The sequence below is a fragment of the Curtobacterium sp. NPDC092190 genome (assembly GCF_044755625.1).
Lineage (GTDB): Bacteria > Actinomycetota > Actinomycetes > Actinomycetales > Microbacteriaceae > Curtobacterium.
This window is the reverse complement of record NZ_JBIVRJ010000004.1, coordinates 1-22,920: the sequence shown is the minus strand read 5'-3', so window position 1 is coordinate 22,920 and position 22,920 is coordinate 1. Positions and strand designations below refer to the sequence as shown.

Genomic DNA, 22,920 nt, shown 5'->3' with positions numbered 1-22,920 from the left:
TGAAGACCCCGATCGGGTCGCCGGTCCCAGAAGTTCGGAGTCCTCGTGTTCAGAGCGGTCGCGCGCATCATGCGCACCCCAGATCTTCGCAAGAAGATCGGCTTCACCCTCGCGATCATCGCGCTGTTCCGTCTCGGGTCGTACATCCCCGCGCCGTTCGTCGACTACGCCGCCGTGCAGAGCTGCCTGGCGAGCGCCGGCTCCTCGGGTGGGCTCTACGACCTCATCAACCTCTTCTCCGGCGGCGCGCTGCTGAAGCTGTCGGTCTTCGCGCTCGGCATCATGCCGTACATCACGTCGTCGATCATCGTGCAGCTCCTGCGCGTGGTGATCCCGCACTTCGACGCCCTCTACAAGGAGGGCCAGTCCGGCCAGGCGAAGCTGACGCAGTACACGCGCTACCTCACCATCGCGCTCGGTGTCCTGCAGTCGACCACCCTCATCACGGTCGCGCGCTCGGGTGCCCTCTTCGGCACGAACGCGTCGGCGTCCTGCTCGTCGATCATCTCGAACGACAGCTGGTACGCGATCATGCTCATGGTCGTCACGCTGACCGCCGGTACCGGCCTGATCATGTGGATGGGCGAGCTCGTCACCGAGCGCGGCATCGGCAACGGCATGTCGCTGCTCATCTTCACGTCCATCGCCGCGCAGTTCCCGTCGGCCCTGTGGGCGATCGAGCAGTCGCAGTCCTTCGAGCTCTTCCTGTTCGTCATCCTCGTCGGTCTGGTCATCATGATGGCCGTCGTCTTCGTCGAGCAGTCGCAGCGACGCATCCCGGTGCAGTACGCCAAGCGCATGGTCGGGCGCCGCACCTACGGCGGTAACAACACCTACATCCCGATCAAGGTGAACATGGCCGGCGTCGTGCCCGTCATCTTCGCCTCGTCGCTGCTGTACCTGCCGGCCCTGGTCGCGCAGTTCAACCAGCCCTCGGACGGCTCGGAGCCGGCCGCCTGGGTGACCTGGATCCAGAACAACCTGACCTCGGGTGACAACTGGTTCTACATGGTCCTGTACTTCCTGCTCATCGTCGGGTTCACGTACTTCTACGTCGCGATCACCTTCAACCCCGAAGAGGTCGCCGACAACATGAAGAAGTACGGCGGCTTCATCCCGGGCATCCGGGCCGGCCGTCCGACGGCCGAGTACCTCGACTTCGTCCTGACCCGGGTGACGTTGCCCGGCTCGCTCTACCTCGGTCTCATCGCGCTCATCCCGCTGGCAGCACTGGCGCTGTTCGGCGCGAACCAGAACTTCCCGTTCGGCGGCGCGAGCATCCTCATCATCGTGGGTGTCGGTCTCGAGACCGTGAAGCAGATCGACTCGCAGCTGCAGCAACGTCACTACGAAGGGCTTCTCCGTTGAGCGCACGCCTCATCATCGTCGGACCTCCCGGAGCCGGGAAGGGCACCCAGGCCGGTCGCATCGCGGAGGGCTTCGGCGTCCCCGCGATCTCCACGGGTGACATCTTCCGCAAGAACGTCTCCGAGGGCACGCCGTTGGGCGTGCAGGCCAAGGCGATCATGGACGCGGGGAACTACGTCCCCGACGAACTGACGAACGAGCTCGTCAAGTCGCGCCTCGCCGAGCCGGACGCCGAGCAGGGCTTCCTGCTCGACGGCTACCCCCGCACGGTGGGCCAGGTCGAGTACCTCGACGCGCTGCTCGCGGAGCAGGGCACCGGGATCGACGCCGTCGTGCAGCTCGTCGCCGACCAGGACGCGCTCGTCGCGCGGCTGCTGAAGCGCGCCGAGGACCAGGGGCGCAGCGACGACAACGAGGAGACCATCCGGCGTCGCCAGGAGGTCTACACGGAGCAGACCGCGCCGATCGTCGCGGCGTACGCCGAGCGCGGTCTCGTGGTCGACGTGGACGGCCTCGGCGGCATCGACGAGGTCGGGGACCGCATCCAGGCGGCGCTCAGCTCGCGCGGCCTCACCGCGGGCGTCTGACACCCCTCGTGCGTCGTCGCAAGCCCTCGATCTACAAGTCGCCGGAGGAGCTCCGCGCGATGGTCCGTCCCGGACTGCTCACCGAGGCCGCGCTCGTCGCGGTCCGTGCTGCGATCCGCCCGGGCGTCACCACGGGCGAGCTCGACGCGATCGCCGAGCGGACGATCCGCGAGGGCGGTGGCGTCCCGAACTTCCAGCTCGTCCCGGGCTACCGGCACACCCTGTGCGTCTCCGTGAACGACGAGATCGTCCACGGGATCCCCGGCGACCGCGTGCTCGAGCCGGGCGACATCGTCTCGGTCGACGCCGGTGCAGAGGTCGACGGGTGGAACGGTGACAGCGCCTTCACGACGGTGCTCCCCGGCGGCGACGCTCCCGTGACTGCGGCGCGCCAGACGCTCTGCGACACCACGGAGCGCTCGCTCTGGCACGGCATCGCGGCGCTCGCACACGCGCGGAACCTCAACGAGGTGGGCGCGGTGATCGAGGACGCCATCGACGAGACGGGCGCCTGGGGCATCGTCGAGGACTTCACGGGGCACGGGATCGGCCGGTCCATGCACGAGGACCCGCCGGTCTTCAACTACCGGGTCCGCGGTGCCGGTCCGGCGGTCCGGCCCGGCTTGGTCGTGGCGATCGAACCGATGGTGACGGCCGGGACGATCGACAGCTCCACGGACGACGACGACTGGACGATCAGGACCCTCGACGGTTCCGACGCGGCGCACTGGGAGCACTCGGTGGCCGTGCACGCCGAGGGCATCTGGGTGCTCACCGCATCGGACGGCGGCGCTTCCGGCCTCGTGCCGCTCGGCGTCACGCCCGTCCCCGTCCCGTAGGGCGACCGGACGCGTCCGGTCCGTGACCGGTGACCGCGCGGTCGGCCGGGAGGCGCGGTGCGACTCCGCGCACCGGCCCGGTCACCGACGACGGCCGGGCCGACGGCGGGACCGCTCCGCGCGCGTCCGCGCCGGTCCCCGGCGGGCTGAGTTCCCGACGGGTTCAGTCCCCGACGCGCTCAGTCCCCGACGGGCGCGGTCCCCGACGCGCTCAGTTCCCGACGGTGCAGGTCTGCTCGGACGCCGACTGACCGGAGATGCTCGAGGGCAGTGGGGTCGCCGTCGGCGTCCCGGCATCGGTCGCCGCACCCGTGGGCGTCCCGGTCGCAGCTCCGCTCGCCGCATCGTCCCCCGCGGCCGGCGCGTCGGACGACGGTGCGTCGCTCCCCGGGGTGCCCGCCGCGGTCGGGGACTCCTCCGACGCCCGGCCGGTGGACGAGTCGCTCAGCGAGGTCTTGCGGTCCTGCTGCAGCACGACGTTGAGGTCGTGCGCCGCCGCCTCGTCGACGAGCACGTGCGCGGTGTCGGAGGGGTCGTCGACGACCGGGTACTGCACGAACAGCATGTCCGAGGTGCTCATGCCCCGCAGGGTCGAGGCGAGTCCGACGAGGGTGCGGGTCTGCGCCAGGCCGTCGGAGAGCGTCATGTTCGACAGCGCCGCACCGGCCAGCTTGTAGAGGGTCACCGGGTTCGACAGGGTGCCGTCCGAGGTGACCTTCCGGAGCAGGGCGGACAGGAAGACCTGCTGGGAGCTGATGCGCGCGAGGTCGCTGCCGTCACCGACGCCGTGCCGGCTGCGCAGGAACGCGAGCGCGTCCTGGCCGGCGAGGGTGTGCTGACCGGCCGAGAGCTGCAGGCCGGTGTACGAGTCGTCGATGGGCTTCGCGACGCAGACGTCGACGCCGCCCACGGCGTTCGACATCTCGATCACCCCGTCGAAGGTGATGAGTCCGGCGTAGGGGATCGTCAGCCCGGTCAGGTTCTCGACCGTGTCCACGGCGCAGGAGATCCCGCCGTGCCCGAGGGACTCGTTGATGAGCTCGCTGTCCACGGCCGGGTACGAGGTGCCCGTCTCGGGGTTCGTGCACGCCGGGATCGGGACCTTGAGGTCGCGGGGGAAGCTGACGGCCGTGAGCTGCTGGTGGTCCTGCGAGATGTGGACGAGGATCGTGACGTCGTTCCGGGCGCCCTCGACGTTCTCGTCCGAGTCGAACTGCCCGACGCGGGTGTCGCTGCCGAGGAGCAGGATGTTCGCGCCGCCCTGCATCGCCGTGATGTCGGCGGTCTTCGCGGTGTTCTGGTCGTCGGTGCTGAGCTCGACCGTGTGCGGTGCCGCGGCGAGCTGTGCGCCGGCGATCGCCGCGACGCTCGTGCCGCTGACCAGGACGACGGCGACCGTGGCCGCGACGAACCCCAGCAGCGTGCCCCATCCGCGACGGCGCGGCAGTCGACCGTGACGGGCGAGGGGGCGGCGGGGCGCGTCAGGCACGTGGTCTCCGATCGGTTCTCCGGCGCGGGCGTCGGGGGGTCAGCGACGGCCAGGCTACGGCGACGGGCCCGTTCCGGACCTCGGAAGCGGCCGCTGATCCACTGTGGACCGTTCAGCTCCGGACGGCGAGCCCCAGACGGAGGGTCGCGGCCCGACCGGCACTTGGCAATCTGCGCCTGATCGCATAGGGTTGATCTTTGGTGTGTCATGCCCTTCGGCGTGGCGCCCGACCCGCAGACCGGCTCGGGGATCACACCGGTAATCCAACCAAGCGACAGTGAGGCTATGGCCAAGAAAGACGGCGTCATCGAGATCGAAGGCTCGGTGCTCGAAGCTCTGCCCAACGCGATGTTCCGCGTTGAGCTGACCAACGGACACAAGGTCCTCGCGCACATCTCCGGGAAGATGCGCCAGCACTACATCCGCATCCTCCCCGAGGACCGCGTGATCGTGGAGCTGAGCCCGTACGACCTGACCCGCGGCCGGATCGTCTACCGCTACAAGTGATCCGCGAGCTGGAAAGGAACGGCTCGGCGAACCCGCCGGGCACGAAGCCAGCGAGCAACAGGAAGCAATCATGAAGGTCAACCCCAGCGTCAAGCCCATCTGCGAGCACTGCCGTGTCATCCGCCGCAAGGGCCGCGTCATGGTGATCTGCAAGAGCAACCCGCGCCACAAGCAGCGCCAGGGCTGAGCTCCCAGCAGGACCCACAACTCAACACTGAACACGCAGTACCAGAACTCCGCCACTGACCTCGGTCGTCGGCGGGGGGACACCTCGGGGCGGAGGCCCGGGCACCGGTACTGCGCCACACCTCCACCGAAAACAGGAGCAGCCAGAACATGGCACGTCTAGCAGGCGTCGACATCCCGCGCGAGAAGCGCGTGGAGATCGCACTCACGTACATCTACGGCGTCGGCCGTACCCGCGCGGTCCAGGCACTCGCCGAGACCGGTATCTCCGGTGACATCCGCGTCAAGGACCTGACCGACGACCAGCTCGTCGCCCTCCGTGACTTCATCGAGGGCAACTTCAAGGTGGAGGGTGACCTCCGCCGCGAGGTCGCCGCCGACATCCGCCGCAAGGTCGAGATCGGTAGCTACGAGGGTCTCCGCCACCGTCGTGGTCTCCCGGTGCGTGGTCAGCGCACCAAGACCAACGCGCGTACCCGCAAGGGACCGAAGCGCACCGTGGCAGGCAAGAAGAAGGCCCGATAGGAGATCATCATGGCTACCCCCAAGACTGCCGCGCGCAAGCCGCGTCGCAAGGAGAAGAAGAACGTCGCCGTGGGCCAGGCCCACATCAAGAGCACGTTCAACAACACCATCGTCAGCATCACCGACCCGTCGGGTGCCGTCCTCAGCTGGGCGTCCTCGGGTGCCGTGGGCTTCAAGGGTTCGCGCAAGTCGACGCCGTTCGCGGCGCAGCTCGCCGCCGAGTCCGCTGCGCGTCAGGCGCAGGAGCACGGCGTCAAGAAGGTCGACGTCTTCGTCAAGGGCCCGGGCTCGGGTCGCGAGACCGCGATCCGCTCGCTCCAGGCCGCTGGCCTCGAGGTCGGCTCGATCAACGACGTCACCCCGCAGGCGCACAACGGCTGCCGCCCGCCGAAGCGTCGCCGCGTCTGACGCGAGGAGCAACCGGCCGTTCCCCGCTCGTCCCCTGACCGGGGCGAGCGGGGCCGGCCATTCCTGGTCGTTCGATCGCGTACGTCGGGCCTTCCCGGCCCCGCGCTGCGCGTGATCACAACTCAACAGACCCGTCGGGGCCCGGTCGGCCCCGTCGTACCGCCGAGTGTCATATAGCGGACACTCCGCCGAAAGGAATCCCACAGTGCTCATTGCACAGCGCCCCACCCTGACCGAGGAGTCGATCTCCGAGCACCGCTCGCGCTTCGTCATCGAGCCGCTCGAGCCGGGCTTCGGTTACACCCTCGGCAACTCGCTGCGCCGCACGCTCCTCTCCTCGATCCCCGGCGCGGCTGTCACCAGCATCCGCATCGACGGCGTCCTCCACGAGTTCAGCACCGTCCCCGGTGTCAAGGAAGACGTCACCGAGATCATCCTCAACATCAAGAGCCTCGTCGTCTCCAGCGAGCACGACGAGCCGATCACCGCGTACCTGCGCAAGCAGGGTGCCGGTCAGGTCACCGCGGCGGACATCTCCGCCCCGGCCGGCGTCGAGATCCACAACCCGGACCTCGTCATCGCGACCCTGAACGACACCGCGCGCTTCGAGCTGGAGCTGACGATCGAGCGTGGCCGCGGCTACGTCTCGGCGACCCAGAACCGTTCGGAGTTCAGCGAGGCCGGGCAGATCCCGATCGACTCGATCTACTCGCCGGTCCTCAAGGTCACCTACCGCGTCGAGGCGACGCGTGCCGGTGAGCGCACGGACTTCGACCGCCTGGTCGTCGACGTCGAGTCGAAGCCGGCGATCACGCCGCGCGACGCCATCGCGTCGGCCGGTCGCACGCTGGTCGAGCTGTTCGGTCTCGCCCGCGAGCTGAACACGGCGGCCGAGGGCATCGAGATCGGCCCCGCGCCGGTCGACGCGGTGCTCTCGAACGAGCTGCAGACCCCGATCGAGGACCTCGACCTGTCGGTGCGCAGCTACAACTGCCTCAAGCGGGAGGGCATCAACACGGTGTCCGAGCTCGTCGCCCTGTCGGAGACGCAGCTCATGAACATCCGCAACTTCGGTCAGAAGTCGGTGGACGAGGTCAAGGACAAGCTCACCGAGCTCGGCCTGTCCCTCAAGGACACCGTCCCCGGATTCGACGGCGCCCACTTCTACAGCGGGTACGACGAGGACGAGTCCAACAACTGACCTCGCGCTCACGCGCACGCGCACCGATGAGTCGGTGCGCACCACCATCACCACTGGAGAACTGACATGCCGAAGCCCACCAAGGGCCCCCGCCTCGGTGGCGGCCCCGCCCACGAGCGCCTGCTCCTGAGCAACCTCGCCAACGCCCTCTTCACGCACGGTCGCATCACGACCACCGAGACGAAGGCCAAGCGCCTGCGTCCCGTCGCCGAGCGTCTCATCACGTTCGCGAAGCGTGGCGACCTGCACGCGCGTCGTCGTGTGATCGCCCAGCTGCGCGACAAGTCCGTCGTGCACACGCTGTTCACGGAGATCGCCCCGCAGGTCGAGGACCGTCAGGGCGGCTACACCCGCATCACGAAGCTCGGCTTCCGCAAGGGTGACAACGCGCCGCTCGCCTCGATCGAGCTCGTCCTCGAGCCGGTGTCGAGCACGCCGGCCCCGGTCAAGCGCGACGCGGCCCCGGCTGCTGCCGCTCCGGCCGAGGAGACCCCGGCCGAGGAAACCCCGGTCGAGTCCACGGAGACGACCGAGGAGTCCGCTCCCGTCGAGGCCGAGACCGAGACCCCGGCTGCCGCCGAGGTCGAGGCCGACGCCGAGGCGAAGTCGGACGACGCCAAGTAGGTCCAGCACCACCACACGGAACCCCCCGCGACCCACGTCGCGGGGGGTTCCGTCGTCCCCGCGGACGGCGTGGCGACGGACGGGAGGCGCGGGGCGGGGCCGCCACGCGCCTCCCGTCCGGAGCGCACCCGCGTCCGCTCCCAGCGTCGCCGCCGTACGGTGATCGCGACATGGCGAGAGCGGAACGGATCACCGGCGCAGGGCGCCGTCTGTGGCGGTGGAGTCGGGACTCCGGCACCCAGCCGCGGTTGTTGCTGGCCGGCAAGGCCGCGCTGGCCGCCACGATCGCGTGGACCCTGGCGAAGTACGCACCGGGCGTCGCCGCGGAGTACCCGTACTACGCACCGCTCGGTGCGATCGTCGCGATGCGCACGACCGTCTTCGCGGGGATCCGGGCCGGCATCCAGACGCTGGTCGGCATCACGCTCGGCATCCTGATCGCCGGGTTCACGATGCTCATCGGCGATCCCGGGGTCATCGCGGTCGCGCTCGTCGTCGGCCTCGGGGTGCTCGTCTCGGGCTTCCGGATCCTGGGCGAGGGGTACTCGTGGGTGCCGATGGCGGCGCTCTTCGTGCTCCTCATCGGCGGCGGCAACGCGGAGGGCTACTCGTTCGCGTACGTCGTGCAGATGGCGATCGGCATCGGCATCGGGCTCGCGGTGAACTTCGCCGTGGTCCCCCCGCTGCACTTCTGGGACGCCGAGCGCCGCATCGACCAGGTGAACGCCGTGCTCGCGCAGCAGCTCGACGACCTGGCGGACGTGCTCGACGAGGGCGAGCCGGACACCGGTGCCTGGGACCGCCAGCAGGAGCGGCTGGACAAGGCGATCGCCGAGGTCCGGGACCGCGTCTCGACGGCGCAGGAGGCGCGCCGGATGAACCCCCGGAGCGTGCTGCGGGGACCGCGTGCGCGCCTGCAGACCGACGGCGCGCGCTTCCGGGCGCTCGAGCGCGTCGCCTGGTACACGACCGACCTCACCGAGCTGGTCGCCCGTTCGGGTCCGGTCGCGGAGAACATCGGGCGGCCGGACCCGGCGTTCGCAGGACCCTTCGCGGTCGCGCTCCGGAAGGTCGCCTGCGTGGTTCGCGGCGACTGCGAGGAGGACGGGGCGGACGAGTCGATCGCCGACCTCGAGCGCGCCATCGACGCCAGTGACGCGGACCCGTCGCAGGTGACGGTGACCTCCAGCGCGATCGTCGCGCTGCGCGGGGTGCTCGAGTCCGAGAAGCGGGCGACCGCCGACGTCGACACCGAGACCGGGCCCTCGGGACGACAGCGCTAGCGAGCGCCCCCGGTCAGCCGCGCGAGGCCGTCGCCCAGCGCTCGACGGCCTCGGCGGTGTCCGGGGCCACCGCGCGCATCAGGACGAAGTGCTCCCACGTGCCACCGTCCGACACGACGTCGAGGGTGCACGCGGTGTCGTCGCACGTCCGCCAGGCGCCGGCGCCGTCCTCGAGGCCGTCGAGGTCGATCCGCCCGTCCCGGTCGATCGTGCCCGCGGCCAGGCGCTGCTCCACCGCCCAGCCACCGTTCGGAAGGCGGTCGTACTGCGCCTGCTGCTGGTCGTACCGCGGATCGGACTCGACGGGCGCCACGAAGCCGCACGACGCTCCCGCCAGACGGTCGAGCGCGTGCTCGACCGTCGTCGGAGCGACGTCGGTGCCCTCGAGTGCCCAGCGGAGCGTCGTGTCCGTGACCGCGTCCACGTTGTCGGCGACGCAGGGCGGCAGACTGCCGTCGACGTGCTCGTCGACGCGGGCGGTGGTGACGGGGCTCGTGCGCACGGCGTCGCCGACCTGCTCGACGAGAGCGCGGAAGGGGGCGTCGAGTGCCGCCTCGGTCGTGTCCGGGTCGTCCTGGACGCGCTGCGCCAGGACCTGCACCCAGGCGTCACCGACGAGCACGTGGGAGACGCAGTACACGACCGCGGCGTCGCTCGCGCTGCAGCTCGGACCGCCGTCCAGGACGCCGGTCAACCCGGACGCGGCGAGGTCCTGGTACTCCGCCGTGGCGTCGGGCAGCACCGTGACGCGCACGCCCTCGTAGCGGGGGTCGTCGATCGTCCCGAGCACGGTGCCGTCGAGCGGTGCGACGCCGGTGGTCGACGTGCAGGAGGAGCCACCGGCGACCACGGGTGCCCAGTCGGCGGCCGCGACGTGCACGACGTCGGCGAGGGCGACCGCACGCGCGCCGGGGACGACGGCGTCGACTGCTGCTGCGGGCAACAGCGCCGCGCAGTCCGGTGTGCCGTCGCCGGCGGGGGCCGTCCCGAAGTCCACGGCCACCTCCGCGGACGGGCTGCTGCTCGGCGCGGACGACGCGGGCGGGCCGGAGGCGCTCGGTGTCGCGCCCTCGGTCGACGGAGACGAGCAGGCGGTGACCGCGAGGAGCACGGCGACCGACGTGGCGAGGACGGCCGCGCAGCGGGTACGAGGGGATCCCATGTCCGTGACGCTAACCCTCGCGTGTCACGGACCGGTGACGACCGCGTGCTCGCCGGTCACGATCAGGTGACGGCGTCCTCGCACGGCCGGAACTAGGATCGGGTCGTGCCCGTCGCGTCCCGTGTCGCCGTCCTCGGACCGGTGACGGTGGCGGGCCCGGACGGCGCCGCGGTCGCCGTTCCCGGTGCACTCGCGCGGTCGTTCCTGACCGCGCTGGTGCTCGCACCCGGCCGTGCACTCGGCACCGAGGCACTGATCGACGAGCTCTGGGGTGCGGACCGGCCGCGGGGTGCCCGGGCGGCCCTGCAGACCCTGGTCTCCCGGCTGCGCCGGACGACGGCGGACGGTCTCGTCGTGTCGACCAGCACGGGGTACGCGCTCGGTGGCGACCCGGCGGACGTCGACCTCGTCGCCGCGGAGCGAGCCGTGCACGCACCCGACACCGCAGCGGTGCGGGCAGCGCTCGGCCGGTGGCGGGGCGCACCGGGTGCGGACGTCGACGGGGACCTGGGCTCGGCGCTCGCCGACCGCGCGGCCGCGGTCGAGCACGCCCTGCGTCGGCGGCTCGCCGTCCTGCTGCTCGAGGACGGCGACGCCGCCGCCGCTGCGACCACCTGGCTCGCCGAGGTCGACGCGGCGCCCTTCGACGACACGGCGGTCGGCGGAGCGATGCGCGCCCTCGACGTCGACGGGCGGACCCCGGAGGCACTCGCGGTGTTCGCCGCGCACCGCGGACGGCTGGCGGACGGACTCGGGGCCGACCCGTCCGCGGAGCTCGTGCGGCTGAACGCCGAGCTCCTGCGCCGGTCGGCGTCCGCGACCGACCACCCGGTCCGGCGGACCGGGCTCCGGGTAGCGCCGAACGAGCTCGTCGGGCGGCAGGACGACGTCGCGACGGTGTCCCGGTCGCTCGACGAGCACCGCCTGGTCACGGTGCTCGGTCCGGGCGGACTCGGCAAGACGCGCCTGGCGCAGGCCGTCGCCGCCGCGCTGCCCCCGACCACGGGCGTCGTCGTCTGCGAGCTCGCACCGATCGACGACGGCGAGGACCTGCTACCTGCCCTCGGCGCACTGCTCGGGATCGCCGAGGTCCGGACGGCGCGCATGCTGCAGGACGCGGTCGTCACCGACCTGTGGGGCCGGGTGGTGCGTGCCCTCGACGACGGACCGACGGTGCTCGTGCTCGACAACTGCGAGCACCTGCTGCAGGCCGTGGCCCGCTGCACGGCCGACCTGCTCGCCGCCGTGCCCGGCCTGCGGGTGCTCACGACGTCCCGGGCACCGCTCGCCATCGCGGGCGAGGTCGTCGCACCCCTCGGACCGCTGCCGGTCGAGGCCGACGGCGCGGCGGTCCGGCTGTTCACCGAACGCGCCCGTGCCGCTCGGCCCGGTGCGGTGCTGCCCGTGGACGCGGTGCGCAGGATCTGCACCCGACTCGACGGGTCGCCGCTCGCCATCGAGCTCGCCGCCGCCCGCATCCGGGGGATGTCGGTCGACGAGGTCGAACGTCGGCTCGACGACCGCTTCGCCCTGCTGCGCGGTGGTGACCGGAGCGCTCCCGAACGGCACCGCACCCTGCTCGCCGTCATCGAGTGGAGCTGGCGGCTCCTCGACGAGGGCGCCCAGGACCTGCTGACCCGCCTCGCACTGTTCCCCGACGGTGTCGCGGTCGAGGCCGTCGAGTCGGTGGCGGAGCCCGGACGGCGGTGGGACGCGCTCGACGACCTCGCCGACCTGGTGGAACAGTCCCTCGTGCAGCTCGTCGAGGTCGAGGGGGAGCCGGTCCGCTACCGACTGCTCGAGACCGTGCGCGAGTTCGGCGCCGCACGCCTGGCGGCGCGGGGCACCACCGAGGCCGTGCGGGCGGCCATGACCGCGTGGGGCCGGGAGCTGTCGGCAGCGCGCAACCTGTTCGCACTGCGGGGTCCGGCGCAGCTCGTCGCGTTCACCGAGGTCCGCCGCGAGGCCGACACGCTCGTCACCCTGCTGCGCTGGGCGATCCGCGCCGACGACGTGCCGACGGTGGCGCACGTCTTCGCGGCGCTCGGCGGGTACTGGACGCTCCGCGGGCTGCACCGCGAGGTCGCCGCGACCGCACCCGACGTCGTCGCGGCGCTGCGGTCGCGCGTGCCGGCGCCGGCCGACCGCACCGCGACGGTGATCGGCCTCGTGATGTGCGGTGCGACCGCGGTGTTCACCGACCTCCGCACCACCGCCCGGGCGATCAGCGGACTCCGGGAGCTGCACCGCTCCGGGCGTGCCGAGGACCCGGTCGTCGACGCGCTCGCCGGGCTCCTGCTCGCCCTGCCGCGACCCGAGCAGGGCTCCGCCGAGCTGGCACGGCTGCGTGCCCACCGGGAGCCCGCGGTCGCCCTGCTCGGCCACCTGCTCAGCGCGCCGCTGGCCGAGAACGACGGCGACCCGGCCGGGGCGCTGCGGTACATCCGGCGTGCGGAGGAGCTGGCACGGACGACCGGAGAGGCCTGGACCACGGGCACCGTCGCGGTCACGCTGACCCAGCTGCTCGCGCAGTCCGGGCGGTACCGGGAGTCCCTCGCCGCCGCCGTCACCGCCCGGGAGGACCTCGAGCTGTTCGGGGCGGAGGACGACCTGTACGAGATCGGGTGGACCGTCGGTCTCGCCTCGGCCGCGACCGGCGACGTCGACCGTGCACGTGCCGTCGCAGCAGACCTGCGGCACCGGCCCGACGGCGGCCGCGGCGGGTTCGACGACCGCGGGCTGATCGCCGTGCTCGCGGTCGCGATCACCGCCGAGTGCGCGCGGTACGAGGGCGACCTCGCCGGGGCCGCGGCGGCGTACGCCGCGGCCTGGGACGTCGTGCAGCCCGGTCGCGGACCCGCCGCGCACTGGGCGCTGACGGCGGGGGCGGCACGCATCGCGGCGGTGGACGAGGCGGGCGCGGGCCGGACCGACGGCGCGGCCCCGGGCCTCCCGGCAGCCGAACTGGCGGTCGCCCGCCGGATCCGTGTCGGCACCCTCGTGCAGCTGCGGCTCCGCCAGGCCCGCCGGGACGTGCCCGTCATCGGGACGGCACTCGCCGGGCTCGCGATCGCCTACGCGCGCACCGGACGTCCGGACACGGCTGCCGCGTGCTGGGGCACGCTCACGCGGATCGGCTCGCGGCAGGACTTCGCGGTGCTCGCGCACGCCCGGCTGCGACCGCTGCTCGCCGAGGTGGTGGGGGAGCCGGCGCTCGCCGACGCCGAGACGGCCGCGGCCGGCAGGGACCGGACCGAGGCCGTCGCGTGGGTGCGGCGCGTGCTCGAGGACGCTCGCCTGCCCGGCTGACCGGCGCTCGGGCCGTCCGCCCCCCCTGACGGTCGTCCGGACCGTCAGGCCTTCCGCATGTACGCGCGGACCGTCAGCGGGGCGAACACCGCGACGACCACGGCCGCGCCGAGCAGGCTCAGCCAGAGGTCGCCGCCGACCACGCCGTGGTTCACCAGGTCGCGCACCGCGGTGATGAGGTGCGAGACCGGGTTGACCTCGGTGAACCAGCGCAGCCAGGCGGGCAGCGTGTCGGTCGGGACGAAGGCGTTCGACAGGAACGTCAGCGGGAACAGCACGAGGTTCGCGATGCCGGAGACGCTCGACGCGGTCCGGGCGATGACCCCGAAGTACGCGAAGACCCAGCTGATCGCCCACGCCACCACGATGACGAGCAGCGCGGCGAGGAGCACGGCGCCGAGTCCGCCGGCGGGGCGCAGCCCCATGACGATGCCCACCACGAACGTGATCGTCGTCGCGATGGCGTAGCGGACGGTGTCGGCGAGCAGGGCCCCGGCGAGCGGGGCGATCCGGGCGATCGGGAGCGACCGGAACCGGTCGAACACGCCCTTGTCCATGTCCTCGCGGAGCTGCACGCCGGTGACGACCGACGACGTGATCGCCGTCTGCACGAGGATGCCGGGGATGATCACGGGCAGGTAGCTGCCGACGTCGCCGGAGATCGCGCCGCCGAAGATGTACGTGAACATCACCGTGAACACGATCGGCATGAGCGTGACGTCGAACAGCTGCTCGGGGGTCCGGCGGATCTTCACGAGTCCGCGGTACGCCATCGTGAACGACTGGCGGACGGTGGCGGCCGGGCCGGTGCCGCCGATCCCGGGTCGGGGGGTCACACGGGGCGACGACGTGGTGACGGGTGTCGGGGCGAGGGTGGTCATGCGGGGCTCCCTTCGAGCGCGCGCTCGGACTCGGTGTCGGCGTCGGCGTCCGCGGACGTCGGCGAGCCGGTGATGGTGAGGAAGACCTCGTCGAGGGTCGGCTTCTGCACGCTCATCTCGGCGAGGGAGACGCCCGCGTCGCGGAACGACACGAGCAGGTCGGTGACCCGGTCGGGCGCCGTCATCGGGGCGGTGAGCCGCGCGCCCTCCGGGCTGACGACCGCCGGGGTGCCGAGCACGCGCTCGACGAGCGACGCCGCGGTCGCGAGGGCGTCCGCATCCGCGTCCGCCAGGCGGAGCTGCAGCGAGGCCGTGCCGACCGAGGACTTCAGCTCGTCCGCGGTGCCCTCGGCCACGACACGTCCGTGGTCGATGACGGCGATGCGGTCGGCGAGCTGGTCGGCCTCGTCGAGGTACTGCGTCGTGAGCAGGACGGTCGACCCGGTCGCGACGAGCTCGCGGATCGTGTCCCACATCTGCGCCCGGGTTCGCGGGTCGAGCCCCGTGGTGGGCTCGTCGAGGAAGATCAGCGGCGGCTGCGCGATGAGGCTCGCGGCCAGGTCGAGCCGGCGGCGCATGCCCCCGGAGAACTTCTTGAGCGGACGCGACGCCGCCTCGGACAGCCCGAAGCGCTCGAGCAGCTCGACCGCCTTGCGCTTCGCGTCGCCGCGGGAGAGGCCGAGCAGCCGCGCGAAGATGACGAGGTTCTCGGTGGCGCTGAGCGTCTCGTCGACGCTCGCGTACTGCCCCGTCACCCCGATCAGGGAGCGGACCGTCTGCGGCTCGCGGCGGACGTCGTGCCCGAGGACGCGGGCCTCGCCGCCGTCCGGCCGCAGCAGGGTCGCGAGCATCGAGATGGTGGTCGTCTTGCCGGCGCCGTTCGGGCCGAGCACGCCGTAGACCGTGCCGGCCTCGACGCGGAGGTCGACCCCGTCCACGGCGCGGTTGCTGCCGAACGTCTTGACGAGGCCGGTCGCCTCGACGGCGAGTGGTGTGGTGGTCATCGCACAGGTCCTTTCGTCGATGTCGGGACGATCGTGCCGCCGGCCGCTCACGCGGCACTGACGTGGCGCTGACACCGGCGCACGGTCGCCGTCAGCGGGGCTGCCCGTCGCCGTCGGCGGGTACGGGCGGTGGTCGTCGTCGTCGTCGGCGGGGCCGGACGGGAGGCCCGCCCCGGCCCCGGTACGCTCGCTCCCGTGGCAGGGACGGACGACTCGGGTGCCGGTGTCGGCGGTGCCGTGCGGCTGCGGCTGGACATCGCCTACGACGGGGCCGCGTTCTCCGGCTGGGCCCGGCAGCCCGGCCTGCGGACCGTGCAGGGCGCGCTCGAGTCCGCGCTCGCCACGGTCTTCACCCGGTGGGGCGAGCCGCCGCAGCTGACGGTCGCCGGTCGGACGGACGCCGGGGTGCACGCCACCGGGCAGGTCGCCCACGTCGACCTGACCGCGGAGCAGTGGGGTGCGCTCACCCGTCCGCGGCGGTCGTCGCCGGACGGCCCTCCTCGCACCTCGCTCGACGGACTCGTCAAGCGCGTGAACGGTCTCGCCGGGGCGACGGGCGACGTCGTCGTCACGCGTGCGTCGGTCGCACCGGACGGGTTCGACGCCCGGTTCTCCCCGCTCTGGCGGCGCTACGAGTACCGGGTGGCGGACGCCGACGCCCCGCGCGACCCACGTCGCCGCGGGCACACGCTCTGGCACCCGACGCGCCTGGACCCGGCGGCGATGGAGCGCGGTGCGCTGACGTTGCTCGGGCTGCACGACTTCGCGACCTTCTGCAAGCCGCGCGAGGGCGCGACCACGATCCGGACGCTGCAGGAGTTCCGCTGGGACCGCGAGCCGGACGGCGTGCTGGTGGCGCGCCTCCAGGCCGACGCGTTCTGCCACTCCATGGTGCGGGCGATGGTCGGGGCGACCATCGCCGTCGGGGAGGGCCGCTTCGGCCCGGACCGCCTCGAGGAGCTGCGGGTCGCGCAGCAGCGCACGAGCGCGTTCAAGGTCGCACCCGCGGCCGGTCTGACCCTCACCGAGGTGGGCTACCCGGGGGACGACGAGCTCGCGGCCCGGGCGGCGCAGACCCGTGCGCGCCGGACGGACGACGAGCCGGACGCCGGTACCGTCGGGGGATGAGCTCCCGCAGGCCCCGGTCCGTCGTCTCCGTGGCACCCGGTGTGGTGTTCGTCGAGGGGCCGGTCTCGAACTGGGTCGTGCTCGCCGAGGAGGACGGCGTCGCGCTGATCGACGCCGGCTACCCCGCGGACACCGCGCTCGTCCTCGACACCGTGCGCTGGGCGGGGCACGACCTCGGCGACCTCCGACGCATCTACGTCACGCACGGGCACGTCGACCACATCGGGGGCATCCCGGGGATCCTCGAGCGGTACCCGCACGTGCAGGTCCTGGCGCACGCGGACGAACTCGACAACGTGCGCGGGCCGCAGCGGCAGCAGGTCCGGCCGGCGGAGATCGGCGGGCGTCTCGCCGCACCGCGGACGTTCCGCTGGCTGGCGCGGGCCGTCGGTTCCGACGCCCTGCGTCCCGTGACCGTCCCCACTGCCCGGGCCTTCACCGCGCACGACTTCGCGGGGCGTGCGATGACGCCGTTCCCCGCCGTCGGGCACACGGCCGGCTCGACCGCGTACCTGTTGCCGGCCGCGAACGCCATCGTCACCGGGGACGCGGTCGTCTCGCACCACGACACGCTCCCGGGGTCGTGGCAGCCGCGGCCACGCATGATCACGCCGTTCTTCACCGCGGACCAGGCGACGGCGCTCGAGTCCGCACGGGCGCTGCCGATCCCGGAGATCGTGCTGCCCGGGCACGGACCGGCCGTGCACCGGGTCGGCAGCGGGTGGGTACCGGTCGCCGGCTGAGCGCGCCGCCGGGCACCGTCCCGTCGCCACGCTGCGCACCCCGGACGGGGGTGGACCGGATCGTTCACCTGCCGGAAACCTGAGTGGCCCCGCAGGTCGCTAGCGTGCTGGAGTCCCTCTCCTCCTGCCGAAGGTCAGCATGCCCAACCTCCTGCGGCGCACCGTGCTGTGCGCCACGGTGGCAGCGACGCTCGTCGCCGCCCCGCTCGTCTCCGTCTCCACCGCCGTCGCGGACCCCGCTGGCACCGGCCTCGTCATCGCCGAGGCGTACCTGAAGGGCGGCAGCGCGAACCAGCCGTTCGCGAACAAGTTCGTCGAGATCGCGAACCCGACCGACACCGCCGTCGCCGTGGACGGGTGGTCGATCCAGTACCGGGCCGCCGCGAACACCGGCACGCCGTCGGTCGGCAAGCTCAGCGGCACCGTCCCCGCACACGGGTCGTACCTCGTGCAGATGGGCTCGAACGGGACGAACGGCCAGGCGCTGCCCACCCCCGACGCCGTGACCGGCCTCAACCCGTCCGGGTCGACCGGCACGCTCGTCCTGTCCGACCAGGCCACGGCGCTCACGCTGCCGGTCGGCTCGGTCACCACCGGGACGCCCGGCGTCGTCGACCTGCTGGGCTACGGCACGTCGAACACGTTCGAGACCGCCGTCGCGCCGACCGGGACGGCGAACTCCGTGCCGGACGCGCTGCACCGCGACGGCACCGTCGACACCGACTCCAACGCGGCGGACTTCGCCCTGGGCTCGACGGTGACGCCGGAGAACTCCGGTGGCGCCGGCACGACACCGACCGATCCGGGCACCCCCACCGACCCCGGCACGCCGACCACGCCTGCCGAAGCGGTCACGATCGCCGAGCTGCAGGGCACGGGTCCCGCGTCGCCGTACGTGGGGAAGCGCGTCGTCACCGAGGGCGTCGTGACCGCGGTCTACGCCACGGGTGGGCTGAACGGCTACACGATCCAGACCGCCGGTACGGGCGGGGCGGTCGACCTCGCCACCCACACCGCGTCGGACGCCGTGTTCGTGTTCTCCGCCGCGACCGCGGGCAGCGTCGCCATCGGGGACGCCGTGCGCCTCACGGGCACGGTCGCCGAGTACAACGGCCTCACCGAGCTCGAGGTCGGCTCGACCGCCGACGTCGAGGAGCTCCCCGCCGCGGGCGTCGTGCAGCCGGTCCCGGCCACGCTGACCCTGCCGCGCACGGACGCGCAGCGCGAGTCGCTCGAGAGCATGCTGATCGCGCCGCAGGGCGACTACACGGTCGCCGACAACTACACGACGAACCAGTACGGCGAGATCGCGCTCGCCGCGGGCACGAAGCGCCTGATCCAGCCGACCGAGGTCGCCCGCCCGGGCAGCGCCGAGGCCGCGGAGGTCGCCGCCGACAACGCCGCGCGCACGGTGGTCCTCGACGACGGCGCGAGCACGAACTTCCTCAGCGCCGCGAACCAGTCGGTCCCGGTGTCATGGCTCACGCAGGGCCCGGTCACGGTCGGTGCCGCAGCGACCTTCTCGGAGCCGGTCGTCCTCGACTACCGCAACGACACCTGGAAGTTCCAGCCGACGTCGCCGATCACCGGTGCGACGCCCGCGGCAGACCTGCCCGCGTCGTTCTCGCAGGTCCGCACCGCGGCCCCCGAGAACGTCGGTGGGGACCTCAAGCTCGCCGGGTTCAACGTGCTGAACTACTTCCCGACCACGGGCGACCAGCTCACCGGCTGCACGTACTACACCGACCGCGACGGCGACCCCGTGACCGTCCGCGGTGGCTGCGACGCCCGTGGCGCCGCGAACGCCGACGACCTCGAGCGCCAGCAGGTGAAGATCGTGAAGGCGATCAACGCCCTCGGTGCCGACGTGGTCTCCCTCGAGGAGATCGAGAACTCAGCACGGTTCGGCAAGGACCGCGACGCCGCCGTCGGCACGCTCGTCTCGGCGCTGAACGCGGCGACCGGCCAGGACACCTGGGCGTACGTGCCGTCCCCGGCGGTGCTGCCCGCGAGCGAGGACGTCATCCGCCTCGCCCTCATCTACAAGCAGGACCGCGTCGCACCCGTCGGCGAGTCGACCATCCTCGACGACCCGGCCTTCGCGAACGCCCGCCAGCCCGTCGCGGACGCCTTCCGCCCGGTCGGCGGGGACGCGGACGACGACTTCCTGGTGATCGCGAACCACTTCAAGTCGAAGGGCTCCGGCTCGGGCGCGGACGCCGACCAGGGCGACGGCCAGGGTGCCTCGAACGCGTCCCGCGTGGCACAGGCGACGGCGCTCGCCGCGTTCTCGACCACCGAGCAGGAGAAGTACGGCACGGACAGGGTGTTCATGCTCGGCGACTTCAACGCCTACAGCGAGGAGGACCCGATGGTCGTCCTGCGCGACGCCGGCTACACCGACCTCGGGCCGGCGAAGGACCCGACCGAGTACTCCTACGTGTTCAGCGGCCTGAGCGGTTCGCTCGACCACGTGCTGGCCTCACCCGCGGCGCTCGAGGCCGTGACCGGCGTGGACATCTGGAACATCAACTCGACCGAGTCGGTGGGCCTGGAGTACAGCCGCTACGACTACAACGTCACCGACCTGTACCGCGACGACGTGTACCGGGCGAGCGACCACGACCCGATCCTGGTCGGCTTCGACCTGGCCGAGGACGAGACCCCGACGCCGGGTGACGGTGGCACGCCGGGCAACGGCGGGACCCCCGGCGGACCCGGCCACGGCGGCGACCACCCGGGCAAGCCGGGTCACGGTGACGGGAAGCCGGGCAAGCCCGGCCACGGTGACGGGAAGCCGGGCGGACCGGGTCACGGTGGCTTCGTCGCGGACGTCGTCCGTGTCGTGCTCGGTGTGTTCGGCTGGCTGCGTGGACTGTTCGGCTGAGGTGACCACGGCCCGGACGTGACCGGGTGACGGACGGGAGGCGCGGTGTCGGACGGCACCGCGCCTCCCGTCCGTCACGGCCCCGTTCGACAAGGCGAGCCGCGTCGGGTAGGCTCTCACCTTGGTCTGTGCGCCCCGTGCGCCGGACAGTCAGATGAGCCCTCCACCGGGCAGTTCCACGAGCATCGCCCGCGGAACACCCACCGGAGCGGGATTCACGGACTCCTCACCTCGACACGAAAGCAGCACTCCTGTGACTCGTACGTTCTCCCCGAAGCCGGCAGACGTCCAGCACGACTGGATCGTCATCGACGCGACCGACGTCGTCCTCGGCCGTCTCGCCACCCACGCCGCGGCGCTCCTGCGCGGCAAGCACAAGGCCACCTTCGCCCAGCACATGGACATGGGTGACTACGTCATCATCATCAACGCGGACAAGGTCGCCCTCACCGGCTCCAAGCTCGCGAAGAAGGTCTACTACCGTCACTCGGGCTACCCGGGCGGCCTCACGGCGACCTCCTACCCGGAGATGCTCGAGAAGCACCCGACCCGCGCCGTCGAGAAGGCGATCCGCGGCATGCTGCCGAAGAACACCCTCGGCCGTGAGCAGCTCAAGAAGCTGAAGGTCTACGCCGGCGCAGAGCACCCGCACGCCGCGCAGCAGCCCAAGGCGTACACCTTCGACCAGGTCGCACAGTAGTTCCGGCCACGACGACTTCAAGGACTGATAAAACTCATGGCTCAGATCGCTGACTCCCTCGACCAGACCCCGGAGAGCTTCACCACCGAGAGCGCCCCGGCGTCCTCGGAGGCCGCTCCCCGCCAGATCCTCAACGTCTCGGGCGGTGCCGTCGGGCGCCGCAAGGAGGCCATCGCCCGCGTGCGTCTCGTCCCCGGTGGCGGCTCGTTCACGGTCAACGGCCGCACGCTCGAGGACTACTTCCCGAACAAGCTGCACCAGCAGCTGATCAACGACCCGTTCAAGGTGCTCGAGCTCCTCGGCGCCTACGACGTCGTCGCTCGCATCACCGGTGGTGGCCCCTCGGGTCAGGCCGGTGCGCTCCGCCTCGCCATCGCGCGTGCGCTGAACGAGATCGACCGCGAGAACAACCGCGCCACCCTCAAGAAGGCCGGCTTCCTCACCCGTGACGCCCGCGTCATCGAGCGCAAGAAGGCCGGTCTCAAGAAGGCCCGCAAGGCGTCGCAGTTCTCGAAGCGCTAGTCGCGCGACGAACCCGATCGCAATGCCGCGTCTGTTCGGTACCGACGGTGTTCGTGGACTCGCCAACGGCGAGCTGACGGCCGCGCTGGCTCTGGGTCTCGCCCAGGCCAGCGCGGCCGTGCTCACACACGGACACCATGCGGACGCCCGCCGGGCGTCCGGTCGACCGCGCCCCCGCGCGGTCCTGGCGCGCGACCCGCGCGTCTCCGGTGAGTTCCTGGGTGCCGCGGTCGCGGCCGGTCTCGCCTCCGCCGGTGTCGACGTGCTCGACGCCGGGGTCATCCCCACCCCCGCTGCGGCGTTCCTCGTCGCGGACATCGACGCCGACTTCGGCGTGATGATCTCCGCGTCCCACAACCCCGCGCCCGACAACGGGATCAAGTTCTTCGCCACGGGCGGCCGCAAGCTGCCGGACGAGGTCGAGGACCGCATCGAAGCGGCCATGCACGACCAGTCCGCCCCGACGCCCACCGGTGGCGACGTCGGCCGGATCACCCGCTTCGCCGACGCCGAGGACCGCTACGTCGTCCACTTGCTCGGCACGCTGCCGCACCGGCTCGACGGCCTGCACGTCGTGCTCGACTGCGCGAACGGTGCCGCCGCGGGCGTCTCGCCCGAGGTCTTCGTCAACGCCGGCGCTCGCGTCACGCTGATCGGTGCGGACCCTGACGGCATGAACATCAACGACGGTGTGGGCTCGACCCACATCGACAACCTCGCCGCCGCCGTGCTGGCGCACGGCGCCGACGTGGGCATCGCGCACGACGGCGACGCCGACCGCTGCCTCGCGGTGGACGCCGCCGGCAACGCCGTCGACGGCGACCAGATCATGGCGATCCTGGCGCTCTCGCTCCAGGAGCGGGGCCGGCTCGCCGACGACACGCTCGTCGCGACCGTCATGTCGAACCTCGGGCTCAAACGGGCCATGGCGGACGCGGGCATCACGGTGCTCGAGACCGGCGTGGGCGACCGCTACGTGCTCGAGAAGATGAACGAGGGCGGCTTCTCGCTCGGTGGCGAGCAGTCCGGCCACATCATCTTCAACGACTACGCCACCACCGGCGACGGCGTGCTGACGGGCCTGCACCTGGTGGCCGAGATGGCCCGCACGGGCAAGAGCCTGCAGGAGCTCGCGTCGTGCATGACCGTCTTCCCGCAGGTCCTCCTCAACGTGCGCGGTGTCGACCGCCACGGGCTGGACGACCAGGGCGTGCAGGACGCGATCGCCGCGGCGACCGAGGCCCTCGGCGACGCCGGTCGTGTGCTGCTGCGCCCGTCGGGCACCGAGCCCGTCGTCCGCGTGATGGTCGAGGCGGCGTCGCAGGAGGATGCGCAGCGGGTCGCCGAGGAGCTGGCCGCCGTCGTGCGCGACCGGCTGGCGATCGACGCGGCCGCGTAGGGCACTCGCACGCGACGTCCCGGGTCGTCGGAACAACCGGAAGCGGGGGGGGGCCCCCCCCCCCGGGGGGCGCGCCCCGGGCGGGGGGGGGGGGGGGGGGGGCGCCCCGGGGGGGCCCCCCCCCCGCCCCGGCGGGGCCCCCCCCCCCCCCCCCCCCCCGCCACGACT

General features: G+C 72.3%; 21 protein-coding genes. 17 read left to right on the top strand and 4 right to left on the bottom strand.

The genetic code is table 11. The features are described 5' to 3' along the window. Nucleotides 1–45: 45 nt before the first annotated feature. The 3 genes from secY to map are packed head-to-tail and all read left to right on the top strand — an operon-like array spanning nucleotide 46 to nucleotide 2,794. Complete coding sequence (secY, locus tag ACIQFY_RS10670) at nucleotides 46–1,368, top strand: preprotein translocase subunit SecY (protein WP_066657008.1); 1,323 nt, start codon at nucleotides 46–48, stop codon at nucleotides 1,366–1,368. Beyond that, nucleotides 1,365–1,955 (top strand): adenylate kinase, encoded by a 591-nt coding sequence (locus tag ACIQFY_RS10665; RefSeq protein ID WP_400339967.1) that lies wholly within the window; start codon nucleotides 1,365–1,367, stop codon nucleotides 1,953–1,955. The genes secY and ACIQFY_RS10665 overlap by 4 nt, the downstream gene beginning before the upstream one ends. A gap of 59 nt (nucleotides 1,956–2,014) precedes the next feature. Next, nucleotides 2,015–2,794, top strand: a complete 780-nt coding sequence (gene map, locus ACIQFY_RS10660) for a type I methionyl aminopeptidase (protein ID WP_400340378.1) — start codon at nucleotides 2,015–2,017, stop codon at nucleotides 2,792–2,794. Between the two features lie 211 nt (nucleotides 2,795–3,005). Here map and ACIQFY_RS10655 read toward each other — a convergent pair whose 3' ends face one another. Next, a complete protein-coding gene (locus tag ACIQFY_RS10655) occupies nucleotides 3,006–4,283 on the bottom strand; it encodes an LCP family protein (protein WP_400339965.1) in 1,278 nt (425 codons plus the stop codon). A gap of 285 nt (nucleotides 4,284–4,568) precedes the next feature. Between ACIQFY_RS10655 and infA the strand changes: the two genes are divergently transcribed. The 7 genes from infA (at nucleotide 4,569) to ACIQFY_RS10620 (ending at nucleotide 9,017) form a co-directional block, all read left to right on the top strand. Beyond that, nucleotides 4,569–4,790, top strand: a complete 222-nt coding sequence (gene infA, locus ACIQFY_RS10650) for a translation initiation factor IF-1 (protein ID WP_017885509.1) — start codon at nucleotides 4,569–4,571, stop codon at nucleotides 4,788–4,790. 70 nt (nucleotides 4,791–4,860) lie between these two features. Beyond that, nucleotides 4,861–4,977, top strand: a complete 117-nt coding sequence (rpmJ, locus tag ACIQFY_RS10645) for a 50S ribosomal protein L36 (RefSeq protein WP_022903266.1) — start codon at nucleotides 4,861–4,863, stop codon at nucleotides 4,975–4,977. Nucleotides 4,978–5,126: 149 nt separating this feature from the next. Then, complete coding sequence (gene rpsM / locus ACIQFY_RS10640) at nucleotides 5,127–5,501, top strand: 30S ribosomal protein S13 (RefSeq protein WP_058728274.1); 375 nt, start codon at nucleotides 5,127–5,129, stop codon at nucleotides 5,499–5,501. Between the two features lie 9 nt (nucleotides 5,502–5,510). After that, nucleotides 5,511–5,909 (top strand): 30S ribosomal protein S11, encoded by a 399-nt coding sequence (gene rpsK, locus ACIQFY_RS10635; protein ID WP_017885507.1) that lies wholly within the window; start codon nucleotides 5,511–5,513, stop codon nucleotides 5,907–5,909. A gap of 205 nt (nucleotides 5,910–6,114) precedes the next feature. After that, nucleotides 6,115–7,110, top strand: a complete 996-nt coding sequence (locus ACIQFY_RS10630) for a DNA-directed RNA polymerase subunit alpha (RefSeq protein ID WP_066656999.1) — start codon at nucleotides 6,115–6,117, stop codon at nucleotides 7,108–7,110. 66 nt (nucleotides 7,111–7,176) lie between these two features. After that, the gene (gene rplQ / locus ACIQFY_RS10625; RefSeq protein ID WP_271826942.1) at nucleotides 7,177–7,734 is read left to right on the top strand and encodes a 50S ribosomal protein L17; all 558 of its coding nucleotides are present in this window, start codon (nucleotides 7,177–7,179) and stop codon (nucleotides 7,732–7,734) included. Nucleotides 7,735–7,904: 170 nt separating this feature from the next. Next, the gene (locus ACIQFY_RS10620; protein ID WP_400339952.1) at nucleotides 7,905–9,017 is read left to right on the top strand and encodes an aromatic acid exporter family protein; all 1,113 of its coding nucleotides are present in this window, start codon (nucleotides 7,905–7,907) and stop codon (nucleotides 9,015–9,017) included. Between the two features lie 13 nt (nucleotides 9,018–9,030). Here ACIQFY_RS10620 and ACIQFY_RS10615 read toward each other — a convergent pair whose 3' ends face one another. Then, on the bottom strand, nucleotides 9,031–10,179 hold the full coding sequence (locus ACIQFY_RS10615; protein WP_400339949.1) for a hypothetical protein: 1,149 nt from the start codon (nucleotides 10,177–10,179) through the stop codon (nucleotides 9,031–9,033). A gap of 105 nt (nucleotides 10,180–10,284) precedes the next feature. Between ACIQFY_RS10615 and ACIQFY_RS10610 the strand changes: the two genes are divergently transcribed. Then, on the top strand, nucleotides 10,285–13,488 hold the full coding sequence (locus ACIQFY_RS10610) for a BTAD domain-containing putative transcriptional regulator (protein ID WP_400339946.1): 3,204 nt from the start codon (nucleotides 10,285–10,287) through the stop codon (nucleotides 13,486–13,488). 44 nt (nucleotides 13,489–13,532) lie between these two features. Here the strand turns inward: ACIQFY_RS10610 and ACIQFY_RS10605 are convergent, their stop codons facing one another. Together ACIQFY_RS10605 and ACIQFY_RS10600 are read right to left on the bottom strand one after the other, a co-directional pair. Then, the gene (locus ACIQFY_RS10605) at nucleotides 13,533–14,369 is read right to left on the bottom strand and encodes an ABC transporter permease (protein ID WP_400339943.1); all 837 of its coding nucleotides are present in this window, start codon (nucleotides 14,367–14,369) and stop codon (nucleotides 13,533–13,535) included. Next, nucleotides 14,366–15,373, bottom strand: a complete 1,008-nt coding sequence (locus ACIQFY_RS10600) for an ATP-binding cassette domain-containing protein (RefSeq protein WP_400339940.1) — start codon at nucleotides 15,371–15,373, stop codon at nucleotides 14,366–14,368. The genes ACIQFY_RS10605 and ACIQFY_RS10600 overlap by 4 nt, the downstream gene beginning before the upstream one ends. 195 nt (nucleotides 15,374–15,568) lie before the next feature. On the opposite strand from ACIQFY_RS10600, the gene truA reads away from it, so the two are divergent. From truA to glmM, 6 genes are all read left to right on the top strand, one after another. Then, a complete protein-coding gene (gene truA, locus ACIQFY_RS10595; RefSeq protein ID WP_400339938.1) occupies nucleotides 15,569–16,501 on the top strand; it encodes a tRNA pseudouridine(38-40) synthase TruA in 933 nt (310 codons plus the stop codon). Then, nucleotides 16,498–17,244, top strand: a complete 747-nt coding sequence (locus ACIQFY_RS10590; RefSeq protein WP_251155202.1) for an MBL fold metallo-hydrolase — start codon at nucleotides 16,498–16,500, stop codon at nucleotides 17,242–17,244. The genes truA and ACIQFY_RS10590 overlap by 4 nt, the downstream gene beginning before the upstream one ends. A gap of 139 nt (nucleotides 17,245–17,383) precedes the next feature. After that, nucleotides 17,384–20,131, top strand: coding sequence for an ExeM/NucH family extracellular endonuclease (locus ACIQFY_RS10585; RefSeq protein ID WP_400339935.1), 2,748 nt, complete (start codon nucleotides 17,384–17,386; stop codon nucleotides 20,129–20,131). Between the two features lie 253 nt (nucleotides 20,132–20,384). Beyond that, entirely contained in the window at nucleotides 20,385–20,831 is a 447-nt protein-coding gene (gene rplM, locus ACIQFY_RS10580; RefSeq protein WP_022904636.1) for a 50S ribosomal protein L13, read from the top strand. A 36-nt stretch (nucleotides 20,832–20,867) separates the two neighbouring features. After that, complete coding sequence (gene rpsI, locus ACIQFY_RS10575; protein ID WP_066656983.1) at nucleotides 20,868–21,353, top strand: 30S ribosomal protein S9; 486 nt, start codon at nucleotides 20,868–20,870, stop codon at nucleotides 21,351–21,353. A gap of 22 nt (nucleotides 21,354–21,375) precedes the next feature. Beyond that, the gene (gene glmM, locus ACIQFY_RS10570; protein ID WP_066656981.1) at nucleotides 21,376–22,752 is read left to right on the top strand and encodes a phosphoglucosamine mutase; all 1,377 of its coding nucleotides are present in this window, start codon (nucleotides 21,376–21,378) and stop codon (nucleotides 22,750–22,752) included. Nucleotides 22,753–22,920: the final 168 nt, after the last annotated feature.

Bases quoted from the DNA above. Each gene is read 5' to 3' on its own strand.
- rpsK (WP_017885507.1), top strand. From the start codon at position 5,511: ATGGCTACCCCCAAGACTGCCGCGCGCAAGCCGCGTCGCAAGGAGAAG.
- map (WP_400340378.1), top strand. From the start codon at position 2,015: ATGGTCCGTCCCGGACTGCTCACCGAGGCCGCGCTCGTCGCGGTCCGT.
- ACIQFY_RS10585 (WP_400339935.1), top strand. From the start codon at position 17,384: ATGCCCAACCTCCTGCGGCGCACCGTGCTGTGCGCCACGGTGGCAGCG.
- rpsI (WP_066656983.1), top strand. From the start codon at position 20,868: ATGGCTCAGATCGCTGACTCCCTCGACCAGACCCCGGAGAGCTTCACC.
- rpsM (WP_058728274.1), top strand. From the start codon at position 5,127: ATGGCACGTCTAGCAGGCGTCGACATCCCGCGCGAGAAGCGCGTGGAG.
- infA (WP_017885509.1), top strand. From the start codon at position 4,569: ATGGCCAAGAAAGACGGCGTCATCGAGATCGAAGGCTCGGTGCTCGAA.
- ACIQFY_RS10615 (WP_400339949.1), bottom strand. From the start codon at position 10,179: ATGGGATCCCCTCGTACCCGCTGCGCGGCCGTCCTCGCCACGTCGGTC.
- ACIQFY_RS10600 (WP_400339940.1), bottom strand. From the start codon at position 15,373: ATGACCACCACACCACTCGCCGTCGAGGCGACCGGCCTCGTCAAGACG.
- glmM (WP_066656981.1), top strand. From the start codon at position 21,376: ATGCCGCGTCTGTTCGGTACCGACGGTGTTCGTGGACTCGCCAACGGC.
- rpmJ (WP_022903266.1), top strand. From the start codon at position 4,861: ATGAAGGTCAACCCCAGCGTCAAGCCCATCTGCGAGCACTGCCGTGTC.
- ACIQFY_RS10620 (WP_400339952.1), top strand. From the start codon at position 7,905: ATGGCGAGAGCGGAACGGATCACCGGCGCAGGGCGCCGTCTGTGGCGG.
- rplQ (WP_271826942.1), top strand. From the start codon at position 7,177: ATGCCGAAGCCCACCAAGGGCCCCCGCCTCGGTGGCGGCCCCGCCCAC.
- ACIQFY_RS10605 (WP_400339943.1), bottom strand. From the start codon at position 14,369: ATGACCACCCTCGCCCCGACACCCGTCACCACGTCGTCGCCCCGTGTG.
- ACIQFY_RS10590 (WP_251155202.1), top strand. From the start codon at position 16,498: ATGAGCTCCCGCAGGCCCCGGTCCGTCGTCTCCGTGGCACCCGGTGTG.